The sequence below is a fragment of the Chelativorans salis genome (genome assembly GCF_025336525.1).
Taxonomy (GTDB): domain Bacteria; phylum Pseudomonadota; class Alphaproteobacteria; order Rhizobiales; family Rhizobiaceae; genus Chelativorans; species Chelativorans salis.
This window is the reverse complement of sequence record NZ_JAOCZP010000004.1, coordinates 332,608-356,404: the sequence shown is the minus strand read 5'-3', so window position 1 is coordinate 356,404 and position 23,797 is coordinate 332,608. Positions and strand designations below refer to the sequence as shown.

Annotated in this window: 24 protein-coding genes; 11 read left to right on the top strand and 13 right to left on the bottom strand. The window is 64.6% G+C overall.

Features of this window, described 5'->3' with window-relative positions:
- Positions 1–51: 51 nt before the first annotated feature.
- The 3 genes from N5A92_RS15460 to tkt all read right to left on the bottom strand — a co-directional run bounded on the left by N5A92_RS15460 (position 52) and on the right by tkt (position 5,170).
- Positions 52–1,905, bottom strand: coding sequence for a potassium/proton antiporter (locus tag N5A92_RS15460; protein ID WP_260904362.1), 1,854 nt, complete (start codon positions 1,903–1,905; stop codon positions 52–54).
- 125 nt (positions 1,906–2,030) lie between these two features.
- Entirely contained in the window at positions 2,031–3,044 is a 1,014-nt protein-coding gene (gene gap / locus N5A92_RS15455) for a type I glyceraldehyde-3-phosphate dehydrogenase (protein ID WP_260904361.1), read from the bottom strand.
- A 134-nt stretch (positions 3,045–3,178) separates the two neighbouring features.
- A complete protein-coding gene (gene tkt, locus N5A92_RS15450) occupies positions 3,179–5,170 on the bottom strand; it encodes a transketolase (protein WP_260904359.1) in 1,992 nt (663 codons plus the stop codon).
- 264 nt (positions 5,171–5,434) lie between these two features.
- Between tkt and N5A92_RS15445 the strand changes: the two genes are divergently transcribed.
- From N5A92_RS15445 to leuC, 11 genes are all read left to right on the top strand, one after another.
- Complete coding sequence (locus tag N5A92_RS15445) at positions 5,435–5,707, top strand: DUF4164 domain-containing protein (RefSeq protein WP_260904356.1); 273 nt, start codon at positions 5,435–5,437, stop codon at positions 5,705–5,707.
- A gap of 4 nt (positions 5,708–5,711) precedes the next feature.
- The gene (locus N5A92_RS15440) at positions 5,712–6,071 is read left to right on the top strand and encodes a cell division protein ZapA (RefSeq protein ID WP_260904354.1); all 360 of its coding nucleotides are present in this window, start codon (positions 5,712–5,714) and stop codon (positions 6,069–6,071) included.
- A 147-nt stretch (positions 6,072–6,218) separates the two neighbouring features.
- Entirely contained in the window at positions 6,219–6,812 is a 594-nt protein-coding gene (gene rimM / locus N5A92_RS15435; RefSeq protein WP_260904351.1) for a ribosome maturation factor RimM, read from the top strand.
- A complete protein-coding gene (gene trmD, locus N5A92_RS15430; RefSeq protein WP_260904350.1) occupies positions 6,809–7,516 on the top strand; it encodes a tRNA (guanosine(37)-N1)-methyltransferase TrmD in 708 nt (235 codons plus the stop codon). Before rimM ends, trmD begins: the two co-directional genes overlap by 4 nt.
- Complete coding sequence (locus tag N5A92_RS15425; protein WP_260904348.1) at positions 7,513–7,863, top strand: DUF4260 domain-containing protein; 351 nt, start codon at positions 7,513–7,515, stop codon at positions 7,861–7,863. The genes trmD and N5A92_RS15425 overlap by 4 nt, the downstream gene beginning before the upstream one ends.
- A gap of 8 nt (positions 7,864–7,871) precedes the next feature.
- Positions 7,872–8,297 carry a fosfomycin resistance glutathione transferase gene (locus tag N5A92_RS15420; RefSeq protein ID WP_260904346.1) on the top strand — a complete coding sequence of 142 codons (426 nt, stop codon included), beginning with the start codon at positions 7,872–7,874 and terminating at the stop codon, positions 8,295–8,297.
- 209 nt (positions 8,298–8,506) lie between these two features.
- Positions 8,507–9,049, top strand: coding sequence for a 50S ribosomal protein L19 (gene rplS, locus N5A92_RS15415; protein WP_260904345.1), 543 nt, complete (start codon positions 8,507–8,509; stop codon positions 9,047–9,049).
- Between the two features lie 177 nt (positions 9,050–9,226).
- Positions 9,227–10,021, top strand: coding sequence for a transporter substrate-binding domain-containing protein (locus tag N5A92_RS15410; protein ID WP_260904337.1), 795 nt, complete (start codon positions 9,227–9,229; stop codon positions 10,019–10,021).
- 43 nt (positions 10,022–10,064) lie between these two features.
- Positions 10,065–10,880: an amino acid ABC transporter permease gene (locus tag N5A92_RS15405; protein ID WP_260904335.1), complete on the top strand. Its 816-nt coding sequence runs from the start codon at positions 10,065–10,067 to the stop codon at positions 10,878–10,880.
- Positions 10,881–10,918: 38 nt separating this feature from the next.
- Positions 10,919–11,431, top strand: a complete 513-nt coding sequence (locus N5A92_RS15400) for an MgtC/SapB family protein (protein ID WP_260904333.1) — start codon at positions 10,919–10,921, stop codon at positions 11,429–11,431.
- Between the two features lie 230 nt (positions 11,432–11,661).
- Positions 11,662–13,071 carry a 3-isopropylmalate dehydratase large subunit gene (gene leuC / locus N5A92_RS15395; RefSeq protein WP_260904331.1) on the top strand — a complete coding sequence of 470 codons (1,410 nt, stop codon included), beginning with the start codon at positions 11,662–11,664 and terminating at the stop codon, positions 13,069–13,071.
- A gap of 575 nt (positions 13,072–13,646) precedes the next feature.
- Here the strand turns inward: leuC and N5A92_RS15390 are convergent.
- The 10 genes from N5A92_RS15390 to obgE all read right to left on the bottom strand — a co-directional run bounded on the left by N5A92_RS15390 (position 13,647) and on the right by obgE (position 23,723).
- Positions 13,647–14,165, bottom strand: coding sequence for an RNA pyrophosphohydrolase (locus N5A92_RS15390; RefSeq protein WP_260904330.1), 519 nt, complete (start codon positions 14,163–14,165; stop codon positions 13,647–13,649).
- 9 nt (positions 14,166–14,174) lie between these two features.
- The gene (locus N5A92_RS15385; RefSeq protein WP_260904329.1) at positions 14,175–15,344 is read right to left on the bottom strand and encodes a divergent polysaccharide deacetylase family protein; all 1,170 of its coding nucleotides are present in this window, start codon (positions 15,342–15,344) and stop codon (positions 14,175–14,177) included.
- A gap of 76 nt (positions 15,345–15,420) precedes the next feature.
- The gene (locus N5A92_RS15380) at positions 15,421–16,749 is read right to left on the bottom strand and encodes a S41 family peptidase (protein WP_260904326.1); all 1,329 of its coding nucleotides are present in this window, start codon (positions 16,747–16,749) and stop codon (positions 15,421–15,423) included.
- Positions 16,739–17,980, bottom strand: a complete 1,242-nt coding sequence (locus tag N5A92_RS15375; RefSeq protein WP_260904325.1) for a murein hydrolase activator EnvC family protein — start codon at positions 17,978–17,980, stop codon at positions 16,739–16,741. The genes N5A92_RS15380 and N5A92_RS15375 overlap by 11 nt, the downstream gene beginning before the upstream one ends.
- Positions 17,981–18,164: 184 nt before the next feature.
- Positions 18,165–18,644 (bottom strand): 23S rRNA (pseudouridine(1915)-N(3))-methyltransferase RlmH, encoded by a 480-nt coding sequence (rlmH, locus tag N5A92_RS15370; protein WP_260904702.1) that lies wholly within the window; start codon positions 18,642–18,644, stop codon positions 18,165–18,167.
- 213 nt (positions 18,645–18,857) lie between these two features.
- Entirely contained in the window at positions 18,858–19,232 is a 375-nt protein-coding gene (gene rsfS / locus N5A92_RS15365; protein ID WP_260904323.1) for a ribosome silencing factor, read from the bottom strand.
- A 168-nt stretch (positions 19,233–19,400) separates the two neighbouring features.
- A complete protein-coding gene (locus N5A92_RS15360) occupies positions 19,401–20,042 on the bottom strand; it encodes a nicotinate-nucleotide adenylyltransferase (protein ID WP_260904321.1) in 642 nt (213 codons plus the stop codon).
- Positions 20,043–20,046: 4 nt separating this feature from the next.
- Positions 20,047–21,333, bottom strand: a complete 1,287-nt coding sequence (locus N5A92_RS15355; RefSeq protein ID WP_260904319.1) for a glutamate-5-semialdehyde dehydrogenase — start codon at positions 21,331–21,333, stop codon at positions 20,047–20,049.
- Positions 21,317–22,480 carry a glutamate 5-kinase gene (proB, locus tag N5A92_RS15350; protein WP_260904317.1) on the bottom strand — a complete coding sequence of 388 codons (1,164 nt, stop codon included), beginning with the start codon at positions 22,478–22,480 and terminating at the stop codon, positions 21,317–21,319. Before proB ends, N5A92_RS15355 begins: the two co-directional genes overlap by 17 nt.
- 205 nt (positions 22,481–22,685) lie before the next feature.
- Complete coding sequence (gene obgE, locus N5A92_RS15345; protein WP_260904314.1) at positions 22,686–23,723, bottom strand: GTPase ObgE; 1,038 nt, start codon at positions 23,721–23,723, stop codon at positions 22,686–22,688.
- Positions 23,724–23,797: the final 74 nt, after the last annotated feature.

Sequence of the window (23,797 nt, the reverse complement as noted above, 5' to 3'; positions counted from 1 at the left end):
GATGATTGCGCTCGCGAACATACAGGCCACGGCGCACGAGGCAAGACACGATCACTTGTCGGGCCGCTCCGTCGTGGCATCCGCCGCACGCCGGCGCCTTTCCGCCCGCCAGCGCTGCACGAAGCCCCAAAGCCGGCTTGCCACCTCGCTGGGGCTGATGAAGACGGGCACTTCGGCCGGCTTTGCCGGTGGGTCGACGGAAAGGCCGATACCAGTGATCGCACCGTCCTCATCCACCTCACGCACGATGAGCTCGATGCTGCCAAGCGGAACACGATCGCCGTACTCCGCGCGTCCGCCCAGCCGTTTGCGCACGAAATCGGCGATGGAAAGCGCCTGCTCCTCCGCGTCGAGGCCGAGCGCATAGGCGGCTTCGATGTCGGCGGCGGGCCGCTCCGGGTCCACAGCGAAGGCGCCGAAGAACTCCGCATCCTCCGGATCCACTCTCGCCGGACTGGCGAAAAGCCGGTCGAGGAGCCTTGGATAGCGGTCGGGCACGAAGATATAGATGCGGTCACCAGCCTGCAGCCTGCCGGCGTATTGGAAACTCATCGAGCGGCCGTCGCGCACCACGAGAGAAGGACGCGCCCAGCGGGGGATGCGCTCGCCGCGCTCGACCGGGCTCCCGGCGACGACGCGATAAGCCAGCAGCTCATGATGCGCGGAGCCCGGCAGCTCCAGCTCCACCTTGTCCACCGGTCCCGTGCGTGTTGGCACGACCAGTCCGAGCCGGCGGGCGAGCGGCCCAACGCTCCACCCCTGCACCACCAGCGAGACGAGCACGATGATGAAGACGATATTGAACAGGCTGCGGCCACCCTCCAGGTCCTCGATCAGGGGCGTGATGGCGAGCAGGATCGAGACCGCCCCGCGCAGGCCCACCCAGGAGATAAAGGCCGTTTCCGCACGTGAGAAGCGGAACGGCGCCAGGCACAGCGTCACCGCCACCGGCCGGGCGATGAAGATGAGGAAGAGCCCGATGAAGAGCGCTGGCAGCGCGATCTCGGCGAACTGCGAGGGCGTGGCGAACAGCCCCAGCACCAGAAACATGATGATCTGCGCCAGCCACGTCACCCCGTCCTGGAACCGCTTCAGCATCCCTGTCGAACGCATCTGCGCATTGCCGGCCACGAGGCCCGCCACGTAGACGGCAAGAAACCCGGAGCCGCCGAGGGCACCGGTGAGCGCGAAGACCAGGAGCGAAAGCGCGAGCACGAAAATAGGCACCAGCCCCTGCTCGAGCTTGAGCCGCATGACCAGCCGCACGATCAGATAGCCGCCGGCAAGCCCAGCGGCGAGCCCGATGCCCATCTGCCTGAGGAAGCCCAGCGCCACGTCACCGGCGAGCTTGCCCGGCTCCAGCGGGGCGCCGGCGGCGATCAGGCTGACAAGGGAAAGCGTAAGGAAGATCGCCATCGGGTCGTTCGATCCCGACTCCACCTCAAGGGTCGAGCGCACCCGATCGCGCACGAAGATGTTCCCGACGCGCAGCAGGAAGAAGACGGCGGCCGCGTCTGTGGAGGCGACGGCGGCGCCGAGCAGAAAGGATTCCAACCAATCAAAGCCCACCACAAAGTGGGCAGCAACGCCCACCAGCCCCGCCGTCAGGAGCACACCGAAGGTGGCTAGGATGATGGCCGGGAGTGCAGCGGCGCGAAAGCTGGCGAAGGACGTGCCGAAACCGGAATCGAACAGGATCACCGCCAGCGCCAGCGAGCCGATAAAAAAGGCGACCGAGGCGTTGTCGAAGTCGAGCCCCAGCCCGTCCGTACCCGCGGCAAGGCCGATTCCGAGAAAGATGAGCAGCAATGGTGCGCCGAAGCGGAAGGCAATCAGGCTGGAGAACGCGGCAAACAGCACAAGTGCGGTGCCGATGAGCGTTATCAGGTAGATGCCTTGATCCATTACCCTCTCTGAAATGCGATTCGCGACCAAATTGCGGTGAATAGGCAGCGTAAGCAAGGGCCAAAGAAGAACACCCGGCCGCTTGGCCGGGCGTTAATGGCAGAAAAACCAAAAATGAAGCTTAATCAGCCGATAGACTTGCCGAAAGCCACCGCCGTGTCGGCCATGCGGTTGGAGAAGCCCCACTCGTTGTCGTACCAGGACATGACCCTGACCAACTCACCCTCGATCACCTTCGTCTGATCGAGTGCGAAGGTCGAGGACGCAGCATTGTGGTTGAGATCCACGGAAACCAGCTTTTCGTCTGTATAGGCGAGAATACCCTTGAGCGGCCCCTCCTTGGTCGCCGCCACCAGCGCCTGGTTCACCTCTTCAACCGTCACTTTCCTCTTCGGCACGAATTTGAAGTCGATGACCGAAACGTTGGGTGTCGGCACACGGATCGATACACCGTCCAGCTTGCCGTTGAGCTCCGGCAGCACAAGACCCACGGCGCGGGCCGCACCCGTGGAAGTGGGGATCATGGACATGGCCGCCGCGCGGGCGCGGTAGAGATCCTTGTGCATGGTGTCCAGCGTCGGCTGGTCGCCCGTGTAGGCGTGGATCGTGGTCATGAAGCCTCTCTCGATGCCGAAGGCATCGTTCAGCACCTTGGCGACCGGGGCTAGGCAGTTTGTGGTGCAGGAGGCGTTGGAAATAACACGGTGCTCGGCGGTAATCTTGTCGTGGTTGACGCCGTAAACCACAGTGAGATCTGCGCCGTCGGAAGGCGCAGAGACGAGCACGCGCTTGGCACCGGCCGTCAGATGCGTGGAAGCCTTTTCCTTGGAGGTGAAGATGCCTGTGCACTCGAGCACGATGTCGATATCGAGATCTTTCCACGGCAGCTTGGTAGGATCCCGCTCGGCCAGCACCTTGAAGGAGTCGGAGCCGACGACGATCGTATCGCCCTCAACCTTCACATCACCCGGGAAACGGCCGTGCACGCTGTCGTAGCGCAGAAGATGCGCATTGGTCTCCACCGGACCGAGGTCATTGACGGCGACGATATCGATGTCCTTGCGGCCGGACTCATAGATGGCGCGCACGATGTTACGGCCGATGCGGCCAAATCCGTTGACGGCTACTTTAACGGTCATGAACTACCTCCGGCGAACGTGATGCGTGCCCACGGGGCACGACGGGAAGACGCCGCTTTCATAGCGGCGTCCAACACAGAATAACAGGCCTTGCCGGCGCCAAAGGGTGGCCCAGCGTCGCACCTAAAAAATTCTTAAGCAGTGGCTAAGCGCTCTTCCGCCGCTGCCGCCACGGCCTCTGCCGTAATCCCGAAATGCTTGTAGAGATCCGGCGCCGGCGCACTGGCGCCGAAGCCGGTCATGCCGACGAAGGCGCCGGCGGAGCCGATGAAGCGGTCCCAGCCCTGGCGGATGCCGGCCTCGACGGCGACACGCACGGGCGCCTTGCCGATGATGGCCTGGCGATAATCTTCGTCCTGCGCCTCGAACAGCTCGAAGCAGGGTACGGAGACGACGCGCGTCGGGCGCCCCCGCGCTTCCAGAAGTGCCTTCGCGGCGACCGCGATCTCGACTTCCGAGCCACTAGCGAAAAGCGTCACCTTCGCCTCGTCGCCGGCAGGCAAAAGCTCATAGGCGCCGCGCGCGCAAAGATTCTCTTCCTCATACTCGTGACGCACCGGCTCCAGCTTCTGTCGCGTCAGTGCCAGTGTTGACGGGGCCTTCTTCGATTCGAGGGCAAGCTGCCAGCATTCGGCGGTCTCCACCGGATCGGCCGGGCGGAAGACGCGGTGATTCGGGATGGCCCTGAGTGCGGCCAGATGCTCCACCGGCTGGTGCGTCGGTCCGTCCTCGCCCAACCCGATGGAATCATGCGTCATGACGAAGATGGTGCGGATGCCCATCAGCGAAGCGAGCCGCATCGCCGGCCGAGCATAGTCGGAGAAGGTGAGGAAGGTGCCGCCATAAGGAATGAGGCCGCCATGCAGCGCAATGCCGTTCATCGCCGCCGACATGGCGTGCTCGCGGATGCCGTAACGGATATAGCGGCCGGAATAGTCGCCGGGCGTCACGTCCGCCGTCTGGCTTGTCTTGGTGTTGTTGGAGCCGGTCAAATCCGCCGAACCCCCAATGGTCTCCACCACGCACGCATTGATGACATCGAGCGCCATCTCCGAGGCGTTGCGCGTGGCGACCTTGGGATTTTCCCGCGCCAGCTTCTTCTTGTACTCGGCGATCGTCGTCGGCAACGCCTCCGGCAGGTCGCCGCGCATACGCCGCTCGAACTCGGCGCGGGTCTCCGTGTCCGCTGCGGCCAGCCGCGCCTCCCAGGCCTTGCGCTCTTTGGCAGAGCGCAGGCCGGCGAGCCGCCAGTCGTCCAGGATGTCCGACGGTACAACGAACGGTTCGGCGTCCCAGCCGAGCGCCTCGCGCGTCTTGGCGATCTCATCGGCGCCCAGTGGCGAACCATGTGCCTTGTTGGTGCCCGCCTTGGTCGGCGCACCCCAGCCGATGGTGGTGCGGAAAGCGATCATCGTCGGCCGGTCCGATTCGCGCGCCTCCTCGATGGCCGCGGCGATGGCATCCGGGTCGTGCCCGTCCACGCGCATGGTGTTCCAGCCCGACGCCTCGAAGCGCGCGCACTGATCGGTGGAATCGGCCAGCGAGACTGGCCCGTCGATGGAGATCTGGTTGTCGTCGAACAGCACGATCAGCTTGTCGAGCTTCAGATGTCCGGCAAGCGCCAGCGCCTCCTGGCTGATGCCTTCCATCAGGCACCCATCGCCCACGAGCGTGTAGGTGTAATGGTCTACGAGGTCGTCGCCGTAGCGGGCGTTGAGCAGCCTTTCGGCAAGCGCCATACCTACTGCATTGGCAAAGCCCTGGCCGAGCGGCCCGGTCGTCGTCTCGATGCCCGCCGCATCGCCATATTCGGGATGGCCGGCCGTGCGCGAGCCGAGCTGGCGGAAATTCTTGATTTCGTCGATGGTGATGTCTTCGTAGCCGAGCAGGTAAAGCAGCGAGTAGAGCAGCATAGACCCGTGCCCGGCCGACAGCACGAAACGGTCGCGGTCCGCCCAGTGCGGATTCTTCGGGTCGTGCGTCATGAAGCGGGTGAACAGCACCGTGGCAATATCGGCCGCCCCCATCGGTAGGCCGGGATGACCCGACTTCGCCTTTTCGACGGCGTCCATGGACAGAAAGCGGATCGCGTTTGCCATCCGGTCGTGTTTTTCGCGTGAAATCATCTTTGCTCGCTGGTCGGCTGCCGGCATTTTCAGGCATTGGGCGGTGTGCGCCCGAGAAAGCAGGCGACACATAGCAGGTGCGTTGCCCAAGTCAATAAACGGCGGTGGGGCCGGAAAGTTCAGACGCTGTCCCGAAAGCAAAAGCAAATCAGGGGATAGCCGCCAAGTGTGTTGACGGCGGGTTCATCCGCCGCGTAATCTTTCAGTGGTAAAATCTTATGATTGCGCACAATTCGCAGGCGGGCGGGCTGGGAATGGGTTGCAATGAACGCTGATACCACACTCAGAGAAGTGATCGGCCGCCTTGGTAAAGCCATCGAGGGGCTGGAAGCCGCTGCCGATAACCGGATCGAGAAGCAAAGTGATTACGCCGAAGCCGAAGCCGAAGTGCAGCGCATGGGTGCTGACCGCACCCGCCTCGCCCAAGAGATCGACAAGTCCGAAGCACGCGCGGAGCGCCTGGCGGAGGTAAATCGAGAGGTCTCGCGCAGGCTGGTGACGGCCATGGAGACCATCCGCGCAGTCTTGGATCGATAGGCTCATGGCACAGGTAACGGTCACCATCGACGGCAAGGCCTACCGCATGGCCTGCGATGAGGGTCAGGAGGAACACCTGATCGACCTCGCTCAGCGGTTTGACCGCTATGTAGCGCATCTGAAGGACTCTTTCGGCGAAATCGGCGATCAGCGTCTCACGGTGATGGCCGGCATCATGGTGATGGATGAGTTTGCCGAATTGCAGAAACGGGTCCATGGCATGGAGAGCGAGATCGCCACCCTGCGCAAGACGCGCGACGATGCGCTCTCAAAGGCCGACAAGAACGATGCTACGCTGACCGGCACGTTGGCCGAGCTTGCCGAACGCATCGAGACGGTGGCATCAAAGCTGGCCAAGTCCTAACATATCGTCGACGACATGTTTCGTGGTGATTGGCCCTTCCGCTGCTCACGTGTCATCACGGGAGCAACACCACCTCGGCCAGGACGACGGGCGGAACGAGCGATTTGCCACCCAGACCGGCAGGACGGATAAGAAGAGCGTCGGCATATGACAAAGCCTAGGAATCCAGTCCAGCTCGGCGTTGTAGGCGCGGCCCATGGCATCCGCGGTGAGCTGCGCGTGAAACCTTTCACCGACGATCCCATGGCGCTTGGCCACTACGGCCCCCTCTTCACAGCGGACGGCCGCGCTCTGACCGTCACTTCCGTCCGGCCCGCCAAGGATGTCGTGATCGTTCGTTTCGGAGACGTAACGGACCGCGACACAGCGGAAGCCCTGACGGGTGAAGCATTGTTCGTGGACCGCTCTGCCTTGCCGGAGGAACTTGAGGAAGAGGAGTTTTATCACGCCGACCTGGTGGGCCTGCCCGTCTTCGACGAGACGCGGGAGGTGGTCGGCAAGGTGGTCGCCATCCATAATTTCGGGGCCAGTGACATTCTCGAAATCCGCCCTGACGCCGGGCCGACGCTCATGGTCCCTTTTACCCACGAAGCGGTGCCGAGGGTAGACATCGCAGAGGGCATCGTGCACCTCGACAGCGCCGCCGCCGGCCTCGACCATCAGAAGGCGACCGATGAAGATGCACACCCGGACCCGAAGGCGCGCCCGCGCGGACCTAAATCGGCGGGAGGCAACCGGTGAGCTTCCGTGCCACCGTGCTGACCCTCTATCCAGAAATGTTTCCGGGGCCGCTCGCCGTTTCGCTCGCCGGCCGCGCTAAGGCCTCCGGCACCTGGTCGCTGGAAGCCGTGCAGATCCGCGACTTCGCCACTGACAAGCATCGCAGCGTCGACGATACGCCCGCCGGCGGCGGCGCCGGCATGGTCATGCGCGCCGACGTGCTGGCCCGCGCCATCGACCACGCCGCTCCCGAAGGTGACCCCCGCCCAAAACTCCTCATGAGCCCGCGTGGGATCCCCCTCACCCAGGCCCGCGTACGCCAACTTGCCACCGGCCCCGGCGCCGTCATCCTTTGCGGACGTTTCGAGGGTGTCGACCAGCGCCTTATCGAAGCACGCGCCCTGGAGGAGGTCTCCATCGGCGACTACGTCCTGTCGGGCGGCGAGCCGGCCGCCTTGGTGCTGCTGGATGCGGTGGTGCGCCTCCTGCCAGGTGTCATGGGCAACGAATCCTCCGGCACCGAGGAAAGCTTCGAAAGCGGTCTCTTGGAACACCCGCACTACACGCGGCCGCAAAATTTCGAGGGCGGCGAAATCCCGGAAGTGCTCCTGTCCGGCAATCACCGCAGAATAGCCGAATGGAGGCTCGCCGAGGCGGAGAAAATCACCCGGGAGCGGCGGCCTGACCTGTGGGCCGCATATCAGGAGGCGGCAAAAAGCAAATGAAGCCACTGCTGAGGATTGAAAACGCGGCATTGGCCCTGGCCGCGCTCGTTGCCTATCAGCTCTCCGGAGGAAGCTGGTGGTTGTTCGCCGCGCTCATCCTCGTACCCGACATCTCTATGGCCGGCTACCTCGCCAGCCCGCGCCTCGGCGCCTGGTGCTATAACGCCGCGCATAGCTGGATAGTGCCGGTGCTGCTCTGGCTGGCGGGGCTGGCGGCAGGCCTGCCGCTCCTCACCCAGATCGCCCTCATCCTCGCCGCCCACATCGCCATCGACCGCACACTCGGTTATGGCCTTAAGCACACGAGCGACTTCAAGGACACCCATCTGGGCAGGATCGGCGGGTGAGCGCCAGTATGACTGAAACGCCGAAGGTTTCAGGCCTTAATCATATCACGCTGGCGGTGAGCGACTTGAACAGGTCGATCGCCTTCTACCGCGAGACGCTCGGGATGACTCTCCGAGCCGAATGGCCCGAGGGCGCGTATATGGAAGCCGGCGCGCTGTGGCTGTGCCTGTCGCTGGACCCGGCGGCACGCACATTGCCACACCCCGACTATACACACATCGCCTTCGACATCTCGCCGACGACGTTCAAGGCGCTTTGCATGCGCATAGAGAAAGTCGCAAGAAGCTGGAAGACCAACGCAAGCGAGGGAGGTTCCCTCTACTTCCTCGACCCGGACGGACACAAGCTGGAACTCCATGTTGGCTCGCTTGAAACGAGGCTGGAGCACTACAAGGCGAATCCCATGCCTGGTCGGATAGTTCATGATCGCTGAGCAGATATAGCCACCCTGTTGATTCCCCATGCAATGTGGTGTATGTGCGCCGCACCGAAGCTGCCATGGGGGTCCATGGCCGGAACTTAAGCTAAAGAACGTGAATTCGCTCTTGCGCTTCCCTGGGGAGGCGCACCCTTCAGGCGGTCAAGCGGGACTGCCGGCGGGACGAGCGCTCTGGCGGTCGTCAAGAACAAAAGGACAAGACGATGGACCTTATCCGTCAGCTCGAGGCCGAGCAGGCTCAGAAGATCACCGCCCAGCGCACCCTTCCCGATTTCTCGCCCGGCGACACTGTTCGCGTGCAGGTACGTGTAACCGAGGGCACCCGCACCCGCGTGCAGGCCTATGAGGGCGTGTGCATCGCCCGCTCCGGCGCCGGCCTGAACGAGAATTTCACGGTGCGCAAGATCTCCTACGGCGAGGGCGTGGAGCGCGTCTTCCCGGTCTATTCGCCGCTGGTCGAGGCGGTCGAGGTGGTGCGCCGCGGCAAGGTGCGCCGTGCCAAGCTCTATTACCTGCGCGACCGCCGCGGCAAGTCCGCGCGCATCAGTGAAAACACCGGTGCCCGCGCCCGCAAGCTGAATGACGCAGAGCGCCAGGCTGCGGCTGACGAGAAGGCCCGCATCGAGGCCGAGAAGATCGCCGCGGCACAAGCGCTGGCCGCGGAGAAGGCGGCGGAGGAAGCAGCCGAGGCCAAGGCAGCGGAAGCCGCCAACCAAGAGGCCCCCGCCGAGACGCAGGGCGAGTAAACCTCTTAAGCCATGTTTGTTGAAAAAGAGCGCCGCCTGGCGCTCTTTTTTTTGTTGCTCCCACCCGTGCGGGTTCCTGTGAACCGCGCAAAACGGTATCCACCTTCTTCGCCCGATGCTCTAAGGTGCGGCGCCGAACCCGGCCGCAGTTGCGGCCAGCCACAGGGGGAATCAATCATGTCGTTTCGCACATTTCTTGCCGGCGCATTCGCCATCCTCACCACTACGGCTGTCGCCCACGCACAGGCCCTGCCGGATCTGGAGGGCCGCAACGTCACTATCGTGACCGAAAACGCCTATCCGCCGCTGCAATTCGTCGATCCCAAATCGGGGCAGCAGATCGGCTGGGAATATGAGGCCATGGAGGAGATCGCCAAACGGCTGAACTTCGAGATCACCTATCAGAACATCAGCTGGGACGCGATGATCCAGGCGGTCTCCGACGGGCAGTACGACATCGGCATGACCGGTATCACAATCCGTGACGACCGTAAGGAGAGCGTCGACTTCTCGGACCCCTACATGCACTCCGAAATGCGCATGCTGGTGCGGGCCGACGAGGAGCGTTTCACCGATGCAGAGAGCTTTGCGGCCGAGGAGGACCTGCTGATCGCAGCCCAGCCAGGCACCACGCCTTTCTACGTTTCCGTCTATGACGTGCTTGACGGGAACGAGCAGAACCCGCGGATCAAGCTCTTTGAGACCTTCGGCGCCACGGTCCAGGCGCTCAGGGCCGGCGACGTCGATCTCGTGCTCACCGATGGCGTGGCCGCTAATGGCTATGTCGAAGCCTCCGACGGAGCGCTGAAAGTCATCGGCGAACCACTCGGATCGGAAGACTTCGGCTTTATCTTCCCCAAGGGCTCCGACCTCGTCGAACCCATCAACGCCGCCATCGCCGCGCTCGAAGCTGATGGCACGCTCGATGCGCTCAACAAGAAGTGGTTCCTCGACTACAAGCTGGGCGAATGAAGCCGCGCGTGAAGGGTGAAAGGGCTGCCGCCCGCCACCGCTGATGGCCGTTTCCCGCCCCGCCGCAGCCGAGAAGGAGTTTCCCTGGTGGCTTGTCGCCGCCGGGGCGCTTGCCGTCGGTATCGCCATCTTTGTGGCGACGAGCGATCTCTACCGCCAAGTCATCTCCACCATATCGCGCGGCGTCCTCATCACCGTCTTCGTCACCGTCACCGGCTTTGCGTTTGCCTCCGCGCTGGGGCTCCTTGTGGCGCTGATGGCGCTGTCGAAAAGGGCGCTGCTGCGCCAGACGGCGCGTTTCTATGTCGAGATCATCCGCGGTGTGCCGGTTCTGGTGCTCCTGTTCTGGATTGCCTTCGCCGGCGTGCCGGCATTCGTGGTTGGCTGGAACGTGCTTACTGCCCCGCTGCAGGAAGCAGGATTGATCGATGCGCTCCAGGTGCGTGACGTCTCCCTTTTGTGGCGCGCTGTCATTGCACTTACCATCGGCTATTCGGCCTTCATTGCCGAGATCTTCCGCGCCGGCATCCAGTCGGTGGACGAGGGGCAGATCGAGGCCGCGCAGGCGCTCGGCCTCTCGCGCTTCCAGCGCTTCCGCCTCATCGTCATGCCGCAGGCGCTCAGGACCATCTTGCCGCCGCTCGGCAACGATTTCGTGGCGATGGTGAAGGACTCTTCGCTGGTCTCGGTGCTCGGCGTCGCCGATATCACGCAGATGGGCAAGATCTATGCCTCCGGCTCCTTCCGCTTCTTCGAGACCTACTCCATCGTCGCCTATATCTACCTGCTCCTGACGGTCAGCCTGTCACTAGCGCTGCGCGCGCTGGAGCGGCGGCTGCGCCGCAGTACGGCGACCTGAACCGGAACCCCTTCCATCTGCAGGACGTTCACTGCCGCATGGAAGCACTCCTTCAGGAATTTGCATTGGGGACGACGCTACCCTGGCAGGTGATCGCCGTCCGCCTCACCCTGTCCATTTTTCTCGGCGGTATCGTGGGCTTCGAGCGTGAACTGCTCGCCCGCCCGGCCGGCCTGAGGACGCACATGCTCGTCTGTCTCGCCTCGGCCACCTTTGCCATCGTCGCGGTGGAGATCGTCTCCATGCCGGCGTTCAGCGACGAGCAGGTGCGGGCTGATCCCGTCCGCCTTGTCGAGGCGATCACCGCGGGCGTCGCATTTCTCGCCGCCGGATTCATTATCTTCAAGCGCGGCCAAGTGCGCGGGCTCACAACGGGCGCCGGCATGTGGCTTGCCGCCGCCGTCGGCCTTGCGACGGGACTCGGCCTGTGGCTGATCGCGGTGCTCGCCTGCCTTCTGGGCGCTTTGGTGCTCGCTGCCCTGCGTCGCCTTGAGATACAGCTTGATCTGAAAGACGCGCATGATGATGACACACGCGATGATGAGGAGTGAGGAGCGTCCGCGCCTTCAATTGCCGAAAGCGCAAAACGCTGGTATGACGCGCCTATGGATAGATTTTTCACACATCCATCCTGCAAGACCTTCGTTCTGCAGGACGTGAAGCGCCTGCCGGGCCGCTTTTTCGCGCGCATTTCCGGCGCGCTCCTGTGCCGACTTCCCTGAGCGGACGAAAAACACCGCCTTCGGGCACTTCCTTCTCCGCTTTCGAGGAACAGCAGACCATGACAAAACACCGCACGCTCTACGACAAGGTTTTCGACGACCATCTGGTCGACCGGCAGGATGACGGCACGTGCCTCATCTACATCGATCGCCACCTGGTGCACGAGGTCACCAGCCCGCAGGCTTTCGAAGGCCTGCGCCTTGCCGCCCGCACCGTGCGCCACCCGGAAAAGACGCTCGCCGTCGTCGACCACAATGTGCCGACCTCGCCGGACCGCAAGTTCGGCATCAAGAACGAGGAAAGCCGCATCCAGGTCGAGGCGCTGGCGAAGAACGCGGCCGATTTCGGCATCGAATATTACAATGAGGCCGACAGCAGGCAGGGCATCGTCCACATCGTCGGCCCGGAGCAGGGCTTCACCCTGCCCGGCATGACCATCGTCTGCGGCGACAGCCACACCTCCACCCACGGCGCCTTCGGCGCGCTAGCCCACGGCATCGGCACGTCCGAGGTCGAGCATGTGCTGGCCACCCAGACGCTGATCCAGCGCAAGGCCAGGAACATGCTGATCCAGGTGGACGGCAAACTGCCCGAGGGCGTGACGGCCAAGGACATCATCCTCGCCATCATCGGCGAGATCGGCACCGCGGGCGGCACCGGTCATGTGATGGAATATGCCGGCGAGGCGATCCGCGCACTGTCCATGGAAGGCCGCATGACGGTCTGCAACATGTCCATCGAGGGCGGCGCGCGCGCCGGCTTGATCGCGCCCGACGAGACCACCTTTGCCTACATCAAGGACCGCCCCCGCGCCCCCAAGGGCAAGGCCTGGGACATGGCCCGCGCCTACTGGGAGACGCTGCATACCGACGAGGGCGCCCATTTCGACCGCGTGGTGAAGCTCGACGCCGCCAGCCTGCCGCCCATTGTCACCTGGGGTTCCTCGCCTGAGGACGTGATCTCGGTCACCGGCGCCGTGCCGGATCCGGACCAGATTCCCGACGAGAACAAGCGCCAGTCGAAAAAGCGCGCGCTCGACTATATGGGCCTGACGCCCGGCACCAAGATCACCGACATCGCGCTCGACCGCGTCTTCATCGGCTCCTGCACCAACGGCCGAATCGAGGATCTGCGCGAAGTGGCGAAGATCGCCGAGGGACGCAAAGTGCATGAGCGCGTCAACGCCATGATCGTGCCGGGTTCCGGCCTCGTGAAGGCGCAGGCCGAGGCCGAAGGCCTCGACAAGATCTTCATCAAAGCCGGCTTCGACTGGCGCGAGCCCGGCTGCTCCATGTGCCTGGCCATGAACGACGACCGGCTGAAGCCAGGCGAACGCTGCGCCTCGACCTCGAACCGCAATTTCGAGGGCCGTCAGGGCTTCAAGGGCCGCACCCACCTCGTCTCGCCGGCGATGGCGGCAGCGGCTGCGATCGCCGGGCACTTCGTGGACATTCGCGAGTGGCGGTAGGCTGATGTCGCCCTCCCTCCCCCTTGAGGGGAGGGCGGCCGCACATTGTTCCATACCTCTTCGTTGCCGCGCTTCGTTCGAAGCCGGGCTATGTCAAAGAACGTGGGAAGCGGGGCGCGTTGTCCGAGCCACTCTATTCATTTTAAGGCGCGAGCAACGCGCCCCACCGGCCGCTGTCCCGACATTCGACCGGTCTAAGGGCTCTTTCTGGCTCCGGACGGACACACGCAGTGAAGCGCCTTTGCCGAACCCTGCGGCTTTTCCGCATCCGGTATCGCCCATCTTGCGATGGGCCTGCCGGACTCCGGCCTGTTCGCGGGCCCTCACATGCCTCCGGAACCGACCCGGAGGGGAGGCTGCCGCCGCTCTCCCTGATCTCCGGTCCGGACCCGGTTCCCGCGAGAGCGATGGGACCATGATAGGGGCGGCGTGAGGTGGGGGCGAATTTTCCTGCGAGAAAAGTTTGCAGCTTGTGGGGGATCAATGGGTTGACGGGAAAGTGCGGTAAAATCTATCCCCGCCTTAGCGAACGGGGCCGGCTTGTCTGGCATCCGTAACTTTATCGGGAGGGCGCCTTACGCCACCAGGTGCCGGAAGGCCGCCACGACATCCTCGTAGACCTGCCGCTTGAAGGGCACGATGAGCCCCGGCAGCTCTTCCATCGGCTTCCAGGCCCAGGCGTCGAACTCCGCCGCGTGTCCGCCCGGCGGCGGGTTGATGGCGATCTCGCTTTCCTCGCCCTCGAAGCGGAAGGCAAACCATTTCTGCTTCTGACCGCGGAAGCGTCCCTTGAGCGCCATGCCGACAAGGTGCTCCGGCAGGTCGTAGGTGATCCAGCCGGGCGCCTCGGCAAGCAGCGAGACGCTACGCATGCCGGTTTCCTCGTAAAGTTCCCGGCGGGCGGCCTCCAGCGGGTCCTCGCCGGCGTCGATGCCGCCTTGCGGCATCTGCCACAGCATGGTGGCGCCGTGCAGTTCGTCCCTGGGCTCGACCAGGCGCCGGCCCGCCCACACCGCGCCCGCCGCATTGAGCACCATGATGCCGACGCAGGGCCGGTATGGCAGGTCTTCGGCCTTGAGGCCCTTCTTCTTCATTCCGCCCCCTCAATTCCGCTCCGGATCGACTGCCACGGCCGACATCGGCACCAGCTCGATGCCGCGCTTGCGCACTTCGCTGGCCCAGGCGGCGACCGCATCCACCGTCGCCTCCATCGCCGAACCGCTGCCCAAAGCGAAACCGCGCGCCCGCGCGATGCGCTCCAGTTCGTCCAGTTTGTCCAGGATGGCGCCGCGCTCCTTCTCCTCATCGATGACCGTGTCTCCGGCGGCGAAGGGAACGCCCTTGGCCCGCGCCACCTCTTCGGCCACGCTGCGCGCCGAGGTGCCGTCGTCAAGATAGGCAAGCCCCCGCTCGGCAAGCTCGCCCATCAAGATGTCCATCGCCCCCGCATCCGCGGTGAAGCGTGCGCCGGTGTAGTTCACCACGCCCGTGTAATTGGTGATGCGTGACAGTGCCCAGCGCAGGCTTTCGAGATTTTCGGCCGGCGCCGCATCGGCGAGCAGCGTGTGCCGGCCGGGATTGTTGTTCGGGTAGCCGAAGGGTTCGAGCGGCACCTGAAGCATGACCTCGTGGCCCTCCTGCCGGGCCGTCTGCATCCACCGCGTGAGGCTGTTGCCCAGCGGCGCGAAGGCCAGTGTGATCTCCGGCGGCAGCTTGCGGATGGCCTCCTGTGTGCCGGTCTGCGAGATGCCGAGCCCGCCGATGACGATAGCAATCCGCGCGCCCCGTGCGCCGGACCAGGGCCGCGCATAGACATCGAACGGACGTCGCCCCGCAGCGTCACGCACCGGCAGCGGCCCGGTTTGGGATTCCTCGATCAGGGCGCGGTCGGGCAGATGGGCGAAACGCGGGTTTTGTCCGAACGCCGAAGGATCACGAATGACGATGGCGTTGTCGCCCGAGGAAGGTACATCCGGATTGACGCGGATGATTGCGGCGCCCGGCGCTCCAGCGGTCTTCACGGATATGCCGTCCGCCCTGCTCCGCGCGTCCGCGTGCTCTTCCACGACGATACCTGGTTCGGAGATCGCTACCGGTGGCGGATTGCGGAACGGCCGCTCGCGCAATGCGATAGCGCCAGAGCCGGCGAAAACCGCCACGGCGCACAGGGTAAGGAAGATGGAACTTGTCTCCAGCCGCCGCCACCTTAACGCCCCACGCCCAGCCTTTTTCTGGCCGAGCGGCTGGTCGATGTCGTTGCAAACCGGTTCCATGCGCGCCGCGTTTCCCCCAAAGTCCCGCCGCGCGGTCGAGCGGCGGCGCCCCTCGGAGAGAAGGGCGCCGGTACTTCTACTGCTGGTTCATGACCGCCTTGTCGGGATTGGGCGGAAAGGCAGGATCGGTCTTGTCGCCGCGCAGGAGGTCCAGCGCGTAGGCGAGCTGCTCATCCTCTTCCGGATCCTGCGGCACGTAGGCGATGGAGCCGGAGCCCTCCTCGCTTTCGGCCTCGCCGCGGATGTGGCCGCGCAGATCCGATTCGCCGCGCGACACATCGATGTCCTGCATATCCTCGGGCAGCGGCTGCTCGACCTTGATGTCCGGCGTGATGCCCTTGCCCTGGATCGACTGGCCGGACGGCGTGTAGTAGAGCGCCGTGGTCAGGCGCAGCGCGCCATTCTCGCCCAGCGGAATGATCGTCTGGACAGACCCCTTGCCGAAGGACCGGGTGCCGAGCACGGTGGCGCGGCGGTGATCTTGCAGCGCACCGGCGACGATTTCCGAGGCGCTTGCCGAGCCGCCGTTGATCAGCACGACCACGGGCTTGCCATTGGCCAAGTCACCCGGCTGCGACCCGAAGCGGGCGATGTCGCTGGACTCCCGGCCACGCGTCGAGACGATCTCGCCGCGGTCGAGGAAGGCGTCCGACACATTGACCGCCTGGTCGAGCAGGCCGCCCGGATTGAGCCTGAGATCGAGCACGTAGCCCTTCAGCTCATCCTCCGGCACTTCCTTCTGAATGGCTTCCATCGCCGCGCGAAGATCGTCCGTCGTCTTCTCCGTGAAGGAGGTGACCTTCAGATAGCCGACATCGCCCTCGACCCGATGCTTGACCGCCTTCACCTTGATGACGTCGCGGACGATGGTGATCTTGATCGCCTTCTGCTGCCCCTGGCGCAGGATCGACAGATCGATCGGCGTGTTCACCGGACCGCGCATCTTGTCGACGGCGTCGCCGAGCGTCATGCCGCGCACCTCTTCGCCGTCGATCTTCTCGATAAGATCGCCGGCAAGCACGCCCGCCCGGGCTGCCGGAGTGTCGTCGATGGGCGAGACCACCTTGACGAGCTCGTTCTCCATCGTCACCTCGATGCCGAGGCCGCCGAACTCGCCCTTGGTTTGGACGCGCATGTCCTGCGCCGCATCGGCGTTGAGATAGGAGGAGTGCGGATCGAGCGAGGTGAGCATGCCGTTGATGGCGCTCTCCACCAGCTCCTTCTCGTCCGGCGGCGTCACATACTGCGCGCGAACGCGCTCGAAGATATCGCCAAAGATGGCAAGCTGCCGATAAGTTTCCGTTCCCGCAGCATTGGCCGCCGTGCCGTTCGTCCCGTGGACAAGGCTCACGGCAGATGCGCCAATCAGCGCGCCGGCGAACAGCAGCGACAATTTACGTATCATTTCCCGTCCTTCCAGATAGCTCCCGCGCCCACCAAGGCTTCGGGTCGACCGGTTTCCCGTCTTTCCTGAACTCTATATAAAGCTCCGGCGTGGTGTTGCCCACAGTCGGAGCCGCGATACTTGCTAATCTTGCCTCGCCCATCATGCCCACCGGCTCTCCCGCCAGCACCGATTGACCGAGTGAAACGTTCAGACGGTCCATCCCCGCCAGCACGATATGATACCCATCGCCGGGATTGAGTATCAAGAGCTGACCGTAGGATCGGAAAGGCCCCGCGTAAAGCACCGTTCCATCTGCCGGCGCTGTAACGATTGCGCCCGATTGTGTTCTTAGAATGTCGCCGTTGAGGCTGCTTCCCGTGCTGTCCTCCTCGCCGAAACGGCTGGCGAACCGGCCGGAAACAGGAAGCGGCACGAGGCCCTTGCGCTGGGCGAAAGGCAGCGCCTCGGAGAGCTGGCCCGGCCCGGCCTCCTCGCCGTCTTTCATGGCCTCGCGCAGCGTCTCGATCTCATTTTCCAGCGAGGCTATCAGTTCCTGCAGGTTCTGCGCCCGCGCCGCCAGCTCCTCGGCCGCGGCGCGCTCTTCCTGCATGCGCTCCTCGGCTTCGACCTTGGCGCGGTGCTTCTCCTTCAAGAGCAGGGTTAGGCGCTCCTGCTCCTCCGCCTGGGCGGTCATCTTTTCGTGAAGCCGCTCCTGCTCGGTGCGGATCGACGTCATTACGCGGGCCAAATCCCTGAGATCGACGACCAGCATCTCGGTTTCCGCCCGCATCTCCGGCACCACGGCGCCGAGCAGGATGGCGCTGCGCACGGAGGAAAGCGCATCCTCCGGCCGCACGAGAATCGCCGGCGGCGGGTTCAGCCCCATCCGCTGCAGCGCGCCCAGCACCTCCGCGAGCGTGCCGCGGCGGTTTCTCAGCGATTGTCTGAGATCGTCCTCCCGCCGGGCGAGCGTCACCAGCCTGCGCTCGATGTCCTCGATATCCTCGCTGAGCTTGCGTTCGGTCTTGACCGCCTGGATCAGCGCCGCCGTCAGCGCTGCGCTGTCGTCCTTCACCGCGGCGATTTCGGCGGCCAGTTCCTGCTGGCGCTGTTCCGACAGCACCAGTTCCTGCGACAGGCGCCGATACTCCTCGACGCTCTCGCTCTGGCGCATTTCCAGCCCGTCGAGACCCTGCGCCCCGGCATTGCGAGGCAGCATAGCGGCGAGCGACATGGCGGCCACGAGCATGGCCGCCCTCCACCCGGCATGGCTGATCCGTCTCGCTTTCATATGACCGCCGCAGGAAACCTCTTCATCTCCATTCTAGAGAAGATTTCGTTAACGAAACATCAACCATAGGCCTTCCAAAGCCGCAACCTAAGGTAGATATTTTCGATCCAGCACGCAAGCCGCGCCGTCTCCGGCGGCCGGCTCAGTCGCGATGATAGGGATGGCCGGTCAGGATCGTCGCGGCACGGTAAAGCTGCTCGGCCAGCATGACACGAACGAGCTGGTGCGGCCAGGTCTGCGCCCCGAAAGACAGGCTCAAAGCCGCCTGGTGCCGCAGCGCCTCGTCATGTCCGTCCGGTCCGCCGATGGCGATGGTCAGGCGGCGCTCGCCCGCATCGCGCCAGGCGGCCATCTTTTCGCCAATCGCGCGAGAGGTAAGGTTCTTCCCGCGCTCGTCCAACAGGACCAATGTACCGCCGCTGACGATTTCCGCCAGCCTCAGCCCTTCCTCACGCTTGCGCGCGCCCGCCGTGCGCGCCCGGCTTTCGGGGCTTTCGCTCACTCCGGCAAACTCCAGCCCCACCGCCGGCCCGGCCTTTGCCAGGCGATCGAAATAGCGCTCGGCGAGCTCTTTCTCGGCGCCCGCCTTCATGCGACCCACCGCATGCACAACGATCCGAATCGAACCCTCCTCCCATCCCAGGGCCAATCGCGGGCCAATCTCGAGAAGGCAATTTCTGAAAGCGCATCCTTCGCGCTGTCCGGGAACGCCGGTTTCCCGAAGAGATCATGCCCGCAGAACGCGAGCGCCGCTCGACGCCGAACAACATCTCCGCACGGCCGCGGCCATGCGCAACGTCAAGCTATCGGCGCGCCCGAAAACGGGCGCAGGCCGCTAGTGCACCGTTTCGTCCTCCAGATCCGGCGTCTGCCACATCTTTTCGATGTTGTAGAACTCCCGGACCTCCGGGCGAAACACATGAACGATGATGTCGCCCGAATCAATCAACACCCAGTCTGCGCCTGCCAAGCCCTCTACCCGCGCCGCGCCGATGCCGGCGTTCTTGAGCGCACGGATGAGATGCTCCGCCACGGCAGCGACATGACGATGCGACCGCCCGGAGGCTACGATCATGTAGTCCGCCAGGGGAGACTTGCCATGGATGTCGATGGAGACGATGTCTTCGGCTTTGGAGTCTTCCAGACTCCTGAGCGCTGCGTTTACGGCGCGAGACACGCTGCTTTCAGGCGCCCCGGCCGGCGAAGGCATGATATCTGCCTTCTTCTGAAGTGCTGTTCTCAGTGTCTTTCCTTTCCAACAAGAACAACCGTATCGCCGGCGCATGCCGCACGATATCCAATAGATAGGCAGACATGCTTGTCAGTTTCAAGACAAGAGATGTTGTGCGGCGCAAGGATTGCCTCTGTAGCGCGGCGATCAGCGGCCTTCCTCCCTCCGCGCCGCGTCACGCAGCGCAGTCGAGGAAAGCGACGAGCGCGGCCCGTGGATGAAGGTCCATGCTGGCGGTGTGATGCGCGCCAGAAGCGGGGCGTCGCTCTCATCGATGCGCGCATGGCCGAACGCCTTGGCCATGGTCGAGGAGAGGAAGGAGAGCGTGGCGCCGGGCCGGTCGAAGACGGCGATCGGCACCGTCCGCGCAATGTGGCGCCAACGCTCCCAGCGATGGAAGTCGCGCAGGGAATCGGCGCCCATGATCCAGACGAAATGGACTCCGCGGTTGCGTCTTCTGACGAGGTCGATCATATCGGCCGTGTAGCGCAGCCGGTAGCCGGCCTCGAAGGCGGTCACCTTGATTCGCGGATCCTTGGCGCAGGCTTCCGAGCGCTCGATACGCTCGGACAACGGCGCCAACCCGCTATTGTCCTTCAGCGGGTTGCCCGGCGTTACGATCCACCAGAGCTGGTCGAGCCGCAGGCGCCTGAGCGCGGTTTCCGCCACCAGGGCGTGGCCGGCATGGGGTGGGTTAAATGAGCCGCCGAACAGCCCCACCGCCATGCCCTTTTCCACATGAGGCATGCGCAGGTAATGCACCGGCACGTCCTCCCCGGAAAAACTCATCGCTTCAAGGCCGGGTCTGGCCGGTACCGCGCACGCGATACTTGAAGGAGGTGAGCTGTTCCACGCCCACCGGGCCGCGCGCGTGCATCTTGCCCGTCGCGATGCCGATCTCCGCCCCCATGCCGAACTCACCGCCATCGGCGAACTGGGTCGAGGCATTGTGGAGAAGGATCGCCGAATCGATCTCGTTGAAAAAGCGCTCCACTGCCGCAGCGTCCTCCGCCACGATGCCTTCCGTGTGGTGCGAGGAATAGGTCTCGATGTGCGAGATGGCGTCGGCCACGCCCTCCACCAGCTTCACCGAAATGATGGCGTCGAGATATTCCGTATGCCAGTCTTCCTCGCTCGCCGGTTTTGCGGAGGGAAAGCGGGCGTGCACCGCCTCGTCCCCGCGGATTTCGCAACCGGCAGCGGCGAGCGCCTCCAGTACGAGGACCAGATGCGTGTCCGCCGCCGTGCGGTCGACGAGCAGCGTCTCCGCCGCCCCGCAGATGCCGGTGCGCCGCATCTTCGCATTGACGGCGATGGAAACTGCCATATCGAGCTTCGCCGACTTATCGATATAGAGATGGCAGATGCCTTCCAGATGGGCGAAGACCGGCACCCGCGCCTCGCTCTGCACCCGCTCCACAAGGCTTTTGCCGCCGCGCGGCACGATGACGTCAAGATTACCGTTAAGCCCCTTCAGCATTTCGCCGACGGCGGCGCGGTCGGTCACCGGCACGCGCTGGATCGCATCCTCGGGCAGGCCCGCTTTCTGCAGCCCCTCGACGAGGCAGGCATGGATGGCCGCCGACGAATGGGCCGAATCGGAGCCGCCGCGCAGGATCACGGCGTTACCCGCCTTCAGGCACAGCGCTCCGGCGTCCGCCGTCACATTGGGCCGGCTTTCGTAGATGACGCCGATGACACCGAGCGGCGTGCGCACGCGCTCGATATGTAGGCCATTGGGCCGGTCCCACTCGGCAATCACGCTGCCCACCGGATCGTCCAGCCCGGCTATGGCGCGGATGCCGTCCGCCATCGCGGCGATGCGCTGGCCGTCGAGTTTCAGCCGGTCTATCAGCGACGCGGAAAGCCCTGCCGCCCTGCCCTTCTCCATGTCTTTGGCATTGGCCGCGAGGATCTCGCCCTCACGCGCGACAAGTGCCTCGGCCATGGCGAGGAGAGCGGCGTTCTTCGTTTCCGGCGCAGCAACGGCGAGCGGACGGGCGGCGGCGCGGGCCCGGGCGCCGAGATCGGCCATCAGCGCGGCGACGTTCTCGCCTGTATGTTTATGCGCCTTCAGCATTCTGTCCCTCCACCTCGCGCGCACCCGACGGCGGTGACAACACAAGGTCGTCGCGGTGCACCATGGCCGCGCGTGCCTCGTAGCCGAGTACGGCAGCGATGTCGCCGGTCTTGAGCCCGGCGATCTTTACGGCATCGGCGGCGTCATACGCAACCAGCCCGCGCCCCGCCTCATGCCCGTCCGGCCCAATGATGGCGACGGTATCGCCGCGCGAAAAGGCGCCGGAAACGGATTTCACACCCGCCGGCAGCAAGCTTTTGCCCGAGCGCAGTGCCTTCAGGGCGCCCTCATCGACGCCGATCCTGCCAGCCGGCTCGAGCTGCCCGGCGATCCAGGTCTTGTAAGCGCGCACCGGTGTGCGGCTTGCCTTGAAGAGGGTGGCCCGCGCACCCTGCCCGATAGCCGTGAGCGGGTTCATCTCCTTGCCCGAGGCGATGATCATAGCCGTGCCGGCGGCGGTGGCGATGCGCCCGGCATCAAGCTTGGTGCGCATGCCGCCGCGTGAAAGCTCGGACGCCGCGTTGCCCGCCATGGCCATGATCTCCGGGGTGATTGCCTCGACCACGGGGATAAATCGGGCATCCGCGTCGCGCTCGGGCGCCGCCGTGTAGAACCCGTCCACGTCCGACAACAGGATGAGCAGATCGCTGCCCATCATGGTGGCGACACGCGCGGCCAGCCGGTCGTTGTCGCCATAGCGGATCTCGCTGGTCGCCACCGTATCGTTCTCGTTGATGACCGGAACCGCCTTCATCTTCAGGAGCGTCGAGGTGGTCGCGCGCACGTTGAGATAGCGCCGCCGTTCCTCCGTGTCGCCTAAGGTCATCAGCACCTGGCCGGAGGTGAGCCCATGGCGGCCGAGTTCGCCCGCCCAGGCGCCGGCCAGCGCGATCTGCCCCACTGCGGCAGCCGCTTGGCTTTCTTCCAGCCTGAGCGTCCGCCTGCCAAGCCCCAGCACCGTGCGGCCGAGCGCAATGGCGCCCGAAGAGACCACCATCACCTCCGCCCCGGCCGCGATGAGCTGCGCAATGTCATCGACAAGTGCTGCCAGCCACGCCCGCTTCAAACCCGCGGTCCGGTCGACCAGGAGTGCGGAACCGATCTTTACGGTCACGCGGCGATAGGATGGGAGGGAGAGAGGGCTCATTGCAAAGCGCCCTCGCCGGCAACTATTTCAGCCCTTGCCTCTCCGCACTGGTCATCCCGGAAGCCGGAGCGATGCGGAGGCTGTCCGGGACCCATTCCGGAACGTGGAGGAGTCACCGAATGGATCCCGGCTCGCGGGAGCAAAGCTCCCTTGGCCGGGATGACGCACGTGGAAGAAAAATGGGTATCGTGTTTCACAGACCGATTCACTTCTGCCACCGCTCGTCCACCGTCTCCTCCGCCGCTTCCTCCTGGCGCGCTTCCTCCACCACGCGCATCAGCGCGCGCAGCACCTCCTGCGCGCCTTCGCCCGTCGCCGAGGACAGCAGATGCACCTCGCGCCCCGCCGCCTGCTTCAGTGCCGCCAGCTTCTCCGCCCGCGCCGCTTCGTCGAGCAGGTCGGCCTGGCTGAGCGCCAGCACCTCCGGCTTCTCCTCCAGCCCGTGGCCGTAAGCCGCAAGCTCGTCGCGCACCGTGGTGTAGACTTGCCCGACATCGTCCTCCTGCGCGGAAACGAGATGCAGGAGTACCCGCGTGCGTTCCACATGGCCGAGAAAGCGGTCGCCAATGCCGACACCCATATGTGCGCCTTCGATGAGGCCGGGGATGTCTGCCAGCACGAATTCGCGCGCATCGATGCGGACGACGCCCAGATTGGGGTGCAGCGTGGTGAAAGGATAATCGGCGATTTTTGGTTTCGCTGCCGTAACGGCTGCGAGAAACGTTGACTTGCCGGCATTGGGCAGGCCCACCAACCCGGCATCGGCTATCAGCTTCAACCGCAGCCAGATCCAACGCTCCTCCCCTGGCAGGCCAGGATTGGCGCGGCGTGGCGCCTGGTTGGTGGAGGATTTGAAATGCTGGTTGCCGAAGCCTCCATTGCCACCGGAGGCGAGCCTGCATCGCTGGCCCACTTCCGTCAGGTCGCAGATCAGCGTCTCGTTGTCCTCCTCGAAGACCTGCGTGCCCACCGGCATCTTCAGGAACACGTCGGCGCCCTTGGCACCGGTACGGTTGCGGCCCATGCCGTGCGTGCCGGGCCTGGCCTTGAAATGCTGCTGATAGCGGTAGTCGATGAGGGTGTTGAGACCCTCCACCGCCTCCACCCACACGTCGCCCCCGCGCCCGCCGTCGCCGCCGTCGGGCCCGCCGAACTCAATGAATTTCTCGCGCCGAAACGACACCGACCCTGCCCCGCCGTCACCGGAGCGGATATAGACCTTGGCCTGATCGAGAAACTTCATGGCGCGTGCCTTCCATTCTTCGGCCTCCCTCTAGCGCATCGCGCAGTAAAGCGCGAGAGCGAGAGAAAGACGCG

Bases quoted from the DNA above. Each gene is read 5' to 3' on its own strand.
- N5A92_RS15460 (WP_260904362.1), bottom strand. From the start codon at position 1,905: ATGGATCAAGGCATCTACCTGATAACGCTCATCGGCACCGCACTTGTG.
- gap (WP_260904361.1), bottom strand. From the start codon at position 3,044: ATGACCGTTAAAGTAGCCGTCAACGGATTTGGCCGCATCGGCCGTAAC.
- tkt (WP_260904359.1), bottom strand. From the start codon at position 5,170: ATGATTTCACGCGAAAAACACGACCGGATGGCAAACGCGATCCGCTTT.
- N5A92_RS15445 (WP_260904356.1), top strand. From the start codon at position 5,435: ATGAACGCTGATACCACACTCAGAGAAGTGATCGGCCGCCTTGGTAAA.
- N5A92_RS15440 (WP_260904354.1), top strand. From the start codon at position 5,712: ATGGCACAGGTAACGGTCACCATCGACGGCAAGGCCTACCGCATGGCC.
- rimM (WP_260904351.1), top strand. From the start codon at position 6,219: ATGACAAAGCCTAGGAATCCAGTCCAGCTCGGCGTTGTAGGCGCGGCC.
- N5A92_RS15425 (WP_260904348.1), top strand. From the start codon at position 7,513: ATGAAGCCACTGCTGAGGATTGAAAACGCGGCATTGGCCCTGGCCGCG.
- N5A92_RS15420 (WP_260904346.1), top strand. From the start codon at position 7,872: ATGACTGAAACGCCGAAGGTTTCAGGCCTTAATCATATCACGCTGGCG.
- rplS (WP_260904345.1), top strand. From the start codon at position 8,507: ATGGACCTTATCCGTCAGCTCGAGGCCGAGCAGGCTCAGAAGATCACC.
- N5A92_RS15410 (WP_260904337.1), top strand. From the start codon at position 9,227: ATGTCGTTTCGCACATTTCTTGCCGGCGCATTCGCCATCCTCACCACT.
- N5A92_RS15405 (WP_260904335.1), top strand. From the start codon at position 10,065: ATGGCCGTTTCCCGCCCCGCCGCAGCCGAGAAGGAGTTTCCCTGGTGG.
- N5A92_RS15400 (WP_260904333.1), top strand. From the start codon at position 10,919: ATGGAAGCACTCCTTCAGGAATTTGCATTGGGGACGACGCTACCCTGG.
- leuC (WP_260904331.1), top strand. From the start codon at position 11,662: ATGACAAAACACCGCACGCTCTACGACAAGGTTTTCGACGACCATCTG.
- N5A92_RS15390 (WP_260904330.1), bottom strand. From the start codon at position 14,165: ATGAAGAAGAAGGGCCTCAAGGCCGAAGACCTGCCATACCGGCCCTGC.
- N5A92_RS15385 (WP_260904329.1), bottom strand. From the start codon at position 15,344: ATGGAACCGGTTTGCAACGACATCGACCAGCCGCTCGGCCAGAAAAAG.
- N5A92_RS15380 (WP_260904326.1), bottom strand. From the start codon at position 16,749: ATGATACGTAAATTGTCGCTGCTGTTCGCCGGCGCGCTGATTGGCGCA.
- N5A92_RS15375 (WP_260904325.1), bottom strand. From the start codon at position 17,980: ATGCTCGTGGCCGCCATGTCGCTCGCCGCTATGCTGCCTCGCAATGCC.
- rsfS (WP_260904323.1), bottom strand. From the start codon at position 19,232: ATGCCTTCGCCGGCCGGGGCGCCTGAAAGCAGCGTGTCTCGCGCCGTA.
- N5A92_RS15360 (WP_260904321.1), bottom strand. From the start codon at position 20,042: ATGAGTTTTTCCGGGGAGGACGTGCCGGTGCATTACCTGCGCATGCCT.
- N5A92_RS15355 (WP_260904319.1), bottom strand. From the start codon at position 21,333: ATGCTGAAGGCGCATAAACATACAGGCGAGAACGTCGCCGCGCTGATG.
- proB (WP_260904317.1), bottom strand. From the start codon at position 22,480: ATGAGCCCTCTCTCCCTCCCATCCTATCGCCGCGTGACCGTAAAGATC.
- obgE (WP_260904314.1), bottom strand. From the start codon at position 23,723: ATGAAGTTTCTCGATCAGGCCAAGGTCTATATCCGCTCCGGTGACGGC.